At 43.0% G+C, this 419-nt stretch carries 1 pseudogene; it reads left to right on the forward strand.

Features of this window, described 5'->3' with window-relative positions:
- A pseudogene (locus HC175_RS19330) lies at positions 1–419 on the forward strand (tetratricopeptide repeat-containing sensor histidine kinase); the annotation flags it as partial.

Genomic DNA, 419 nt, shown 5'->3' on the forward strand with positions numbered 1-419 from the left:
TGCTAAAGCTAAACAGTTTGCACTTGCCTACATGGAAACCGCAAAAGAGATAGGGAATCCTAATGCTGAAGCCGATGCTATAAAGAAACTCCTTTCGCTGAGTAATTCCCCGGACAAGGAACAATACCTGAAACGTTATCTTTTTTTAAATGACAGCCTTAAGGATGCGAATTTGAAGACCCGGTATCGCTTTGCCAAGATAAAGTTTGACGAAGAACGCAAGCAACAGCAAATAGCTCTTTTGGAGGCCGAAAACACGACCATGTCTCTTAAAGCCGAAAAGTTCAAAACAGGAACAACCATTAGTTCTCTTAGTGCACTACTGGTTCTAATAACTGCGGCGGCGCTACTTTACACGGTAAGACAGAAGAGTAAAAGGGAAAGGATCAAACAGGTCTACCTCACCGAAAGCAGGATCT

It is taken from the genome of Salinimicrobium oceani (assembly GCF_012037645.1).